General features: G+C 71.9%; 5 protein-coding genes and 1 pseudogene. 5 read left to right on the top strand and 1 reads right to left on the bottom strand.

The features are described 5' to 3' along the window. Window positions 1-2,759, bottom strand: a 2,759-nt coding sequence (locus EBO15_RS22025) for a sensor histidine kinase (RefSeq protein ID WP_122196313.1), incomplete at its 3' end; no start/stop codon positions are given. A gap of 913 nt (window positions 2,760-3,672) precedes the next feature. Between EBO15_RS22025 and EBO15_RS22020 the strand changes: the two genes are divergently transcribed. From EBO15_RS22020 to EBO15_RS47340, 5 genes and pseudogenes are all read left to right on the top strand, one after another. Continuing rightward, window positions 3,673-4,602 (top strand): ABC transporter permease, encoded by a 930-nt coding sequence (locus EBO15_RS22020; RefSeq protein WP_233616352.1) that lies wholly within the window; start codon window positions 3,673-3,675, stop codon window positions 4,600-4,602. Next, window positions 4,599-5,438: an ABC transporter permease gene (locus EBO15_RS22015; RefSeq protein WP_122196312.1), complete on the top strand. Its 840-nt coding sequence runs from the start codon at window positions 4,599-4,601 to the stop codon at window positions 5,436-5,438. Before EBO15_RS22020 ends, EBO15_RS22015 begins: the two co-directional genes overlap by 4 nt. 141 nt (window positions 5,439-5,579) lie before the next feature. After that, entirely contained in the window at window positions 5,580-6,563 is a 984-nt protein-coding gene (locus EBO15_RS22010; RefSeq protein WP_122196311.1) for an ABC transporter substrate-binding protein, read from the top strand. A gap of 25 nt (window positions 6,564-6,588) precedes the next feature. After that, complete coding sequence (mdlC, locus tag EBO15_RS22005) at window positions 6,589-8,217, top strand: benzoylformate decarboxylase (RefSeq protein ID WP_122196310.1); 1,629 nt, start codon at window positions 6,589-6,591, stop codon at window positions 8,215-8,217. A gap of 73 nt (window positions 8,218-8,290) precedes the next feature. Beyond that, a pseudogene (locus EBO15_RS47340) lies at window positions 8,291-9,040 on the top strand (ABC transporter ATP-binding protein); the annotation flags it as partial. Window positions 9,041-9,081 lie beyond the last annotated feature (41 nt).

Raw genomic sequence — 9,081 nt, 5'->3', positions numbered from 1 at the left:
GGGGCGCCGCGGCGGCCGCCGGGGGCCTGCGCGGCCCGCGGTCCGGCGGGGGCCTGGTCCTGGTGCGGCCTGTTCGAAGGCCTGTTCGTCTGCTCCGGAATGGCGTCCTCCGGGATGTTCGGTTCCTCCGGGATGGCGCTGACGGGGCCGGTGTCCCACGAGAACGCGCGGCGGGCCGGGGCCGGCTCACCGCTCTCGGGGCGCTGCGGCGAAGCCGTGCGGCCGGGGTCTCCGGCGTACGGCTCTGCGGCGGGGTTGCGGTCCGCGGAGGCGGACCGGTCGTTCTGGCTACGGTCCGCGGGGTCGCCGGGCCACTGGCCGGACGCGCCGGACGTCGCCGACGCGCGCGGGTCCTGGCCGTTCCGGTCGGCCGGCTGGAAGACGTCGTCCGCGGGCGTTCCCACGCCGGGCAGCTGCGCGCCGGGGCGGCGCACGGGCAGGCCGGTCGTGGTGCTGCGGTTCGGGTCCTCCTCGGCGCGCGGCGCGGGCGGTCGCGCGGCGGGGCCGTCGGCGAGCCCGTCCATGCGGGTCTCGGCGCGGTCGCCGGCGAAGCCGTTGCCCATGTCGCGCAGGCTGTCGGTCAGGTCACGCGTCCCGTCGGGCCCGCCGAACGCGGGCTGCGGGCCGGTGTCGCCGAAGCGCCGTCCGTGCCGTCCCTCGAAGCGGGTGCCGTTGTCGCCGAAGCGCGGTCCGTCGTCGGTGCCCGGAAGGGTCGTGTTCGGGTGACCGTCGCCGGGACGCTCCTCGACGGCGGTCGCGGTCGGGGCGGCGAGGGCCGGGACGGCCGCGGCCTCGATCTGGCCCGTGCCGTTGCCACGGGTGCCGACGGCGTTGTCCGCCGGGCTGATGACGTGGTCGGGCAGCATGACGAACGCGGTGAGGCCGCCGCCCTGCGCCATGCGCAGCTCGACGCGGATGCCGTGCCGGATGGCGAGGCGGCCGACCACGAACAGGCCCATGCGGCGGGCCGCGGAGAAGTCGATGACCGGCGGGTTCGCCAGGCGCCAGTTGGCCTGCTCGAGCTCCTCGGCGGTCATGCCCACGCCGTTGTCGGTGATCTGAAGCATCGCGCCGCCGCCGCTGAGGCGCTGGCCCGAGACGGTGACCCGGGTGCGTCCGTCGGAGAAGACGGTGGCGTTCTCGATCAGCTCGGCGAGCAGGTGGACCAGGTCGTTGACGACGGGACCGGCGACGGTCATGTCGCCGTGGACACGGACCTCGACGCGCTCGTACTGCTCGACCTCCGACAGGGAGGCGCGGACGACGTCGATGAACGGGACCGGCTTGTTCCACCGGCGCGCCTGGTCCTGGCCGCCGAGGACCAGCAGGTTCTCGTTGTTGCGGCGCATGCGGGTGGCGAGGTGGTCCAGGCGGAACAGGTTCGCCAGCTGCTCCTCGTCGCGCTCGCTCTGCTCCAGCTCCTCGATGAGCTGCAGCTGGCGCTCGATGAGCGTCTGGCTGCGGCGCGAGAGGTTGACGAACATCGCGTTGATGTTGCCTCGCAGGACGGCCTCGTCGGCCGCCAGCCGGACCGCCTCGCGGTGGACCTCGTCGAACGCGCGGGCCACCTGGCCGATCTCGTCGCGGGAGTTGACGTCGATCGGCTCGACCTCGATGCCCTGGGCGGCGGCCTCCGGGTCGCGGAGGCGGTCGACCAGGCCGGGCAGCCGGGTGCCGGCGATCTCCAGCGCGCCGTCCTTCAGGCGGCGCAGCGGGCGGACCAGCGAGCGGGCGACGCCGAAGGTGAACAGCAGGACCGCGAGCAGGACGCCGGCCACGACCGCGCCCTGCACCATCACCGTCTGCTGGGCGTCGCTCTTGCGCGTCCCGGCGGAGGAGATGATGCCGTCCACGATCTTGCGCTGCACCGTGTACATCTTGTCGACGGTGCCGGTCATGGCCTTGCGCCACGCCTCGGTGTCGCCGTGCCCGCGGCCCAGCTTCAGCCGGGTTCCGCGCAGGCTCTCGGTGAGGGCCCGCTCGCGGTAGTCGGCGGCGCGGTCGACGTCGGGACCGATGACGGTGTCGTCGTAGAGCTGGCGCTGGGGCAGGTGCGCCGCGGTGCGGAAGTTGGCGAGGTCACCGTCCATCTGCGCGCGGGCGTCCAGCAGGTTCCGCAGGCCGTCGGTGTTGAGGCGGCCGACGGTGGTGCCCGACAGCAGGACCGCGCGCTGCAGCGACGCCTGCTCGGCGGCGCGGCTGAGCGCGGCGAGCGCGCGGGTGTCGGTGGTGAGCCCCGGGTCGGCGGTGGCGGTGGAGATGCCGTCGAGGTAGCCGATGACCTCGCCGAGCATCTCGGTGTACTTGGTGGTCACCGTGTCGGCGGGGACGCGCGCCGCGGTGAGCTGGCGCAGCGCGGGGAGCCCGTCGAGGCGGGTGACCAGGGCACGGACGTCGTTGTCGCCGTCGGACGAGATGACGTTGTTGACGCGCTTGCGCACCTCCGCGGCGATCCTGTCGACCTTGGCGTACTGCTGGGTGACGACGGCCTTGCCGTCGGCGGGCCGCGCGGCGGCGATGTAACCGGCCGACAGGTCGCGCTCGGTGCCGAGCTCGTGGGCCAGGTCGGTGACGCTGCCGCCCAGGTTCGCCATCCGCTCGACCTTGGCGAAGTCGCTCGCGTCCTGCTGGGCGCTGAGAACTCGCAGCCCTCCCAGGACGACGGCGACGGCGGTCGGGATGAGGATCAGGGCGACCAGCCGGACCGGCACGCGCCAGTTCGACGGTCTCAGGCGGCTTCCGCCGCGGGTGCCGCCCACTCCCGGGACGCTCACGGCGTCGGCCGGGTTCTCCGGTGCCGCCCCCGGGTCGGACCGCTCCCCGCTACCGGGGCGGTCGCCGGGCACGGCCCGGGAGCCCCCTGCCCGGGGGCCTTCGTCCGGCAGGGCCTCCGATGCCGGATCGCCCGCTCGATTGCGCACTTGGCGTTTACACCCTCTCACTTACTGTGCCGTTCACGGCCGTCCGTCCCGCGGACGCCGGAGTCCTGGCGCCAGTGGCGGACGCGCCCGACGGGCGGGGCGGTTATGACACGCGCCACCGCGGGACGCCCTCCGCTGCGCCCGACATTGCAGCACATTAGGGGAATCGCCGCAAAGAGAAGCACAACTTGGTGATCTTTGTGCCCTGACCTCGTGAAACGCGTGCACTATGTCCGGTTTCGACCTTAATGTCCCGGGACAAAGCGCCCGAACGAGTCCACACTGAGCGCCTCTGTTCCGTTACTCCGAGTAGAAATCTCGCTCTCCGGCGACACCTCGACAGGCCGTCCGGGCATCAATCCAGAGTGCCGTCAACCCCTACCCCCCAACGGTTTATCAACGAATTCACATCCCCCTCACCAGTCACCCGGAAGGCGTCCATCGAACAACTGTTCGACCAACTAAAGAGGTGGAAGAGGGTTGCGGCGATACCCCCCTGTTTGCGATATGGTCCGACCGCTGTCGATCAAGTAGAACCAGCTCGATCGGCACACGGCGCCGGTGCCCACCCCCTGGACGCACCGCCCGCCGCCCCCTCCGAGTACCGAAGGAACGAGATGAATCGGTCGAGGCGTGATTACGCCGGAACCGGCCCCGAGACCAGTTCTGCGGGCGTCGAGAATGGCGCTGTGCTGGTCGAATGCGTAGCCGGACCGTCTTTCGCGGCCGTCCCGGCGAGGACGGCGGACCGATGACGGCCGCCTCTGATCTCTCCTCCGCCGAATCGGCGACCGCGACCGTGGCCGCCGCACCCGCGGACGCCGCACCCAAGTCCCCCGCCGCCACCCCCGCCCCCGCCGGCGCCACCAGTCGCCGCACCCGCCGCCGCTCCCCCGGATCCGGCGAGATGACCCGCCTCGGCCGGTTCGTCCGCGGCCTGATCGGCGTGCTGGTCACGGTCGGCGCGCTGGAGGCGCTCGGACGCGCGCACCTGGCCAGCGAGGAGGACTTCCCCCCCGCGTCCAAGGTGCTCGCGCGCGCGGCCGAGCTGGCCGGCGACCACGACTTCGTCTTCGTCCAGTTGAAGGCGACGTTCGAGGCGTGGGGCGTCGGCATGCTGCTGGCGATCGTCATCGCCGTCCCACTTGGCCTGCTGTTCGGCACCGTGCCGTACGTGAACACCGCGGCCCGCGCGCTGGTGGAGTTCCTGCGGCCGATCCCGTCGGTGGCGCTGATCCCGCTGGTCGGGCTCATCCTCGGCGCGGGCCTCGAAATGAAGGTCACGCTGATCGCCTACGCCGCCGTGTGGCCGGTGCTGTTCAACACCCTGTACGGGCTGCGCGACGTGGACCCGCTCGCCAAGGAGACGCTGCGCGCGTTCGGCTTCGGCCCGCTGGCGATCCTGCGGCGCGCCGTGCTGCCCGCCGCCGCGCCGTTCATCTACACCGGCGTCCGGCTGGCCTCCTCGATCGCGCTGATCCTCGCGGTCGGCACCGAGGTGCTGTCCGGCTTCGGCGACGGCATCGGCAACTTCATCGGGTCGGCCTCCATCGAGATCGGCGGCGCCAAGGACGTCCTCGCGGGGACGGTCTGGGCCGGCGGCCTCGGCCTGGTCGTGAACGTCGTGCTCATGCTCGGCGAGAAGCGGCTGTTCCACTGGCACTTCCGGGAGGGCCGATGACCGCCGTAGCGACCGGACGTCCCCGTCGCGGCCTCGCCTGGAGGGCACTGCGCGCGGTCGTGGACCGCTGGCTGGTGTTCGTCCTCGCGGCCGGGCTGTGGGAATGGGGCGCGCGCGCCGCGCACGACACCTTCTTCCCGCCGCCGTCCAAGATCCTCCAGCAGATGCACCACATGTGGTTCACCGCCGGAGCGGACCGGCTCTTCCTCAACAAGGAGGCGACCGGGAACATCCTCCCCAGCCTCGCCCGCATGGCCGTCGCGTTCGTCCTGTCGGCGCTCATCGGCGCGGTGCTCGGCATGCTCCTCGGACGGTCCGCGCGGGTGTACGCCTTCGTGGACCCGGTGTTCCAGTTCGCGCGCGCGATCCCGCCGCCCGCGCTGGTGCCGCTGTTCCTGGTGCTGATGCACATCGGCTCGACGATGCAGGTCACCTCGATCGTGTTCAGCGCGGTGTGGCCGGTGCTCATCAACACCGCCGACGGCGCCCGCACCGTGGACCCGCTCCAGGTCGAGTCGGCCCGCGTGTTCCGGCTGTCGCCCCTCACGCGGCTGAGCAGGCTGATCATCCCCTCGGCCCTGCCGAAGATCTTCGCCGGCCTGCGGCTGTCGCTGTCGCTGTCGCTGATCCTCATGGTCTTCTCGGAGCTGCTGCCCGGCACGCGCGACGGACTCGGCTTCGAGCTGAGCAACGCGCAGGCCTCGTCCGACCTGCCCACGGTGTGGGCGGTCGTCGTACTGCTCGGCATCTTCGGGTACGTCTTCAACGCGGTGCTCACCGCCGTCGAACGGCGCGCGCTGGCCTGGCATCTGGCCGCCCGCCGGATCGAGATCTGAGCCGCCGCGCCACGTCCGCCGGGACGGGCGTCCCGGGCCTCGCGGTCCGGACCGTCCGCCCGGCGCCCCTGTCCCGTCCCCCCGCCGATGCTCCCTCGACCCCCCGTTAGTCCCCTCCCCCGCACCCATATAGGAGTACACATGCGGTCGCTTCGACGACTCACCGCCGCAGTGGCGGGCTTCGCGCTCGCTGGGTCCTCCCTCGCCGCCTGCGGCGGGGATGACAGCAACGCCAAGGGCAAGGGCCTGGAGCACGGCGGCAAGATCACCGTCGCCTCCCTGCCGCTGGTGGACGGCGCCGCCCTCTACATCGCGCAGTCCAAGAAGTTCTTCGAGGCCGAGGGCCTGAAGGTCAAGATCCAGCCGGTGCAGCAGTCCATCGCGGCGCTGCCCGCGCTGAAGGACGGCACCGTGGACGTCATCGCCGGCGCGAACTACGTGTCCTTCCTCCAGGCCAACGACCAGGGCGCGCTGCACCTGAAGATCATCAACGAGGCCGCCACGCTGACCTCGAACATGATGAACGTCGTGGTCAAGGCGAACTCCCCGATCAAGGAGCCGAAGGACCTGGAGGGCAAGACCGTCGCGGTCAACATCCCCCAGAACATCCAGAGCCTGACGCTGGACGCCATCCTGCGCTCCAAGAACGTCGACCCCACCAAGATCCGGTACGTCAAGGTCCCGTTCCCGCAGATGAGCCAGACGCTCGACAAGGGCGACGTGGACTCGGCGCACATGGTCGAGCCGTTCCTCTCCGACGCCCAGAAGACCCGCGGCGACCGCGTCGTCGTGGACGGCGGCAGCGAGCCGGTGAAGGACATGCCGATCTCCGGCTACGTCTCCACCCAGGAGTTCGTCTCCAAGAACCCCAAGGTGGCCGCCGCCTTCCAGCGCGCGATCCTCAAGGCGCAGGCCGTCGCCGCGAGCGACCGCAAGCAGGTCGAGCAGGTCCTGCCCGGCTACGCGCACATCCCGCAGCAGGTCGCGCCGGTCATCACGCTGCCGGGCTACCCCACGTCCAACAACGAGACGCGTCTCCAGCGGGTCATCGACCTGATGACGGCGGCCAAGCTGCTCAAGGCGAAGCCGGACATCAAGTCGCTGCTGTTCACCCCGCAGTCCTGAGCAAGCTGAAAGGCATTTCTCCGTCATGACGGAATACACGGTCCGCGACGCCTTCTACGACTACTGCCGTCGGGTGGGCATGACGACCATCTTCGGCAACCCGGGCTCGACCGAGCTGAAGATGTTCACCGAATGGCCCGACGACTTCGAGTACGTCCTGGCCCTCCAGGAGACGGTCGCCGTGGCCGCCGCCGCGGGGCACGCCCTCGGCACCGGCCGCGCCGCGCTCGCCAGCCTGCACTCCGCGGGCGGCGTCGGGCACTCGCTCGGCGCGGTCTTCAACGCCTACCGGGACCGCGTGCCCGTCGTGATCATCGCCGGCCAGCAGGGACGGGCGATGCTCCCGTACCGCCCGTTCCTGGGGGCCGACGAGCCGGCCGAGTTCCCGCGCCCGTACGTCAAGTCCAGCATCCAGACCGCGCGCGCCGAGGACGTCCCGGTCGCGCTGGCCGAGGCGCACCGCATCGCGATGACGCACCCGCGCGGCCCGGTCTTCCTCTCCATCCCCGAGGACGACTGGGACCACCCGGCCGAGCCGGTCGAGGTGCGCGAGGTCCACGGCGACTTCACCGCGTCCCCCGAGGCCCTCGCGGACCTCGCCGAGGCGCTGAACACCGCCGCCAACCCGGTCCTGATCGTCGGGTCCGGCGTCGACGACGAGCGGGCCATGCCCGAGGTCGTCGCGCTGGCCGAGCGGACCCGCTCGGACGTGTGGATCGCGCCGCTGTCGGGCCGGTCCGGGTTCGACGAGACGCACCCGCTGTTCCGCGGCTTCCTGCCGCCGGTCCGCGAGCACATCGTCGGACGGCTCACCGGGCACGACCTGATCGTGGTCCTCGGCGCGCAGGTGTTCGCCTACCACGTCCACGGCGAGGGCCCGTTCGTCCCCGAGGGCGCGCGCCTGTTCCACCTGGACTGCGACCCCAAGCAGACCGCGTGGGCGCCGACCGGGACGAGCCTGCTCACCACCGTGAAGCCCGCCGTCACGGCGCTGCTCGGACTCATCGACGACGAGGCCGCCGACCGGCTCGGCCGCACCGCCCCGGAGCCGCGGGTCCTGCCCGCGACGCCGGTCGCGACCGACCCGATGGACGTCGGCCTCGTCATCGACGGCATCCGGGCCGCGCTGCCCGAGGGCACCGTCATCGTGGAGGAGGTCCCGAGCTACCGGGACGCCCTCCACGCGCGCGTCCCGATCAACCAGTCCGGCGGGTTCCTCACCACCGGCAGCGGCGCGCTCGGCTGGGGCCTCCCGGTCGCGGTCGGCCGCGCGCTCCAGGCCGCGCAGGCCGGGAACGGCGAGCGCATCGCCCTGGTCATCGGCGACGGCTCGATGATGTACTCGGTGCAGGCCCTGTGGACGGCGGCGCAGCACGACGTGCCGCTGACGATCCTCATCCTGAACAACAGCGGGTACGGCGCGGTCAAGGCCCTCGGGCGGCGGCTCGGCATGAAGAACCCGCCCGGCTCGGACCTCCCGGAGCTGGACTTCGCCACGGTCGCGGCGGGCCTCGGCGTCCCCGGCCGGCGGATCTCCTCGCCGGACGAGCTCGACCAGGCCCTGGAGGAGTCCCTGACGCACTCCGGGCCCTACCTGCTCGACATCATCGTGGCCTCGGACAACTCCCCGATGTACCAGCCCTGGGCCCAGTGACCCGCACCGGGGCCGCCCCGCGTGCGCGGGGCGGCCCCGGCCTTTTCCCAACGACTCCGAGAAGAGGACGCTCGTGCTCGAGATAGCCGACCTCACTCATTCCTATGCCGACGGGCACGTGGCGATCGACGGCCTCAATCTCACGGTCGAGGACGGTTCGCTGGTCAGCCTCGTCGGGCCGTCCGGCTGCGGCAAGTCCACGCTGCTGCGCTGCATCGCCGGCCTGATCAGCCCGTCCGGCGGCACCGTCACGCTGAACGGCAAGCCCATCCACGGCGTCCCCGACGACCTCGCCGTGGTGTTCCAGGACTACAGCCGCTCGCTGTTCCCCTGGATGACCGTCCGCGACAACGTGGCGCTGCCGCTGAAGCGCAAGGGCCTGTCCCGCTCCGAGCGCCGCGAGGCCGCCGACAAGGCCCTCGCCGAGGTCGGCCTCGAGAACGCGGGCCGCAAGTACCACTGGCAGCTGTCCGGCGGCATGCAGCAGCGCGTCGCGATCGCGCGCGCCCTGGCGTACAAGCCGTCCCTGCTGCTCATGGACGAGCCGTTCGGCGCGGTCGACGCCCAGACCCGCGAGGACCTGGAGGACCTGGTCCTCGCCCTGCACCGCTCGCAGAAGATGACCATCCTGCTGGTCACCCACGACATCGACGAGAGCGTCTACGTCGGCGACCGCGTCGTGGTCCTCGGCAAGTCCCCGGCGCGCGTCCGGGCCGACCTCCCCGTCGACCTGCCCGCCGAGCGCGACCAGATCGAGACCCGCGCGGACCCCGAGTTCATCCGCATGCGCGCCGAGGTCGGCCGCTTCGTCCGCGGCGCCGCCCAGAAGCCCGCCGAGGACGAGGCGGAAGTCGAGGCGGAAGC

It is taken from the genome of Actinomadura harenae (genome assembly GCF_003696215.1).
Taxonomy (GTDB): Bacteria; Actinomycetota; Actinomycetes; order Streptosporangiales; family Streptosporangiaceae; genus Spirillospora; species Spirillospora harenae.
The sequence above is the reverse complement of the archived record's forward strand: the minus strand, read 5'-3'. Positions and strand labels throughout refer to the sequence as shown.

What these genes read in the sequence shown, in the direction of transcription:
- EBO15_RS22020 (WP_233616352.1), top strand. Translation starts at nt 3,673, where the DNA reads ATGACGGCCGCCTCTGATCTCTCCTCCGCCGAATCGGCGACCGCGACC.
- EBO15_RS22015 (WP_122196312.1), top strand. Translation starts at nt 4,599, where the DNA reads ATGACCGCCGTAGCGACCGGACGTCCCCGTCGCGGCCTCGCCTGGAGG.
- EBO15_RS22010 (WP_122196311.1), top strand. Translation starts at nt 5,580, where the DNA reads ATGCGGTCGCTTCGACGACTCACCGCCGCAGTGGCGGGCTTCGCGCTC.
- mdlC (WP_122196310.1), top strand. Translation starts at nt 6,589, where the DNA reads ATGACGGAATACACGGTCCGCGACGCCTTCTACGACTACTGCCGTCGG.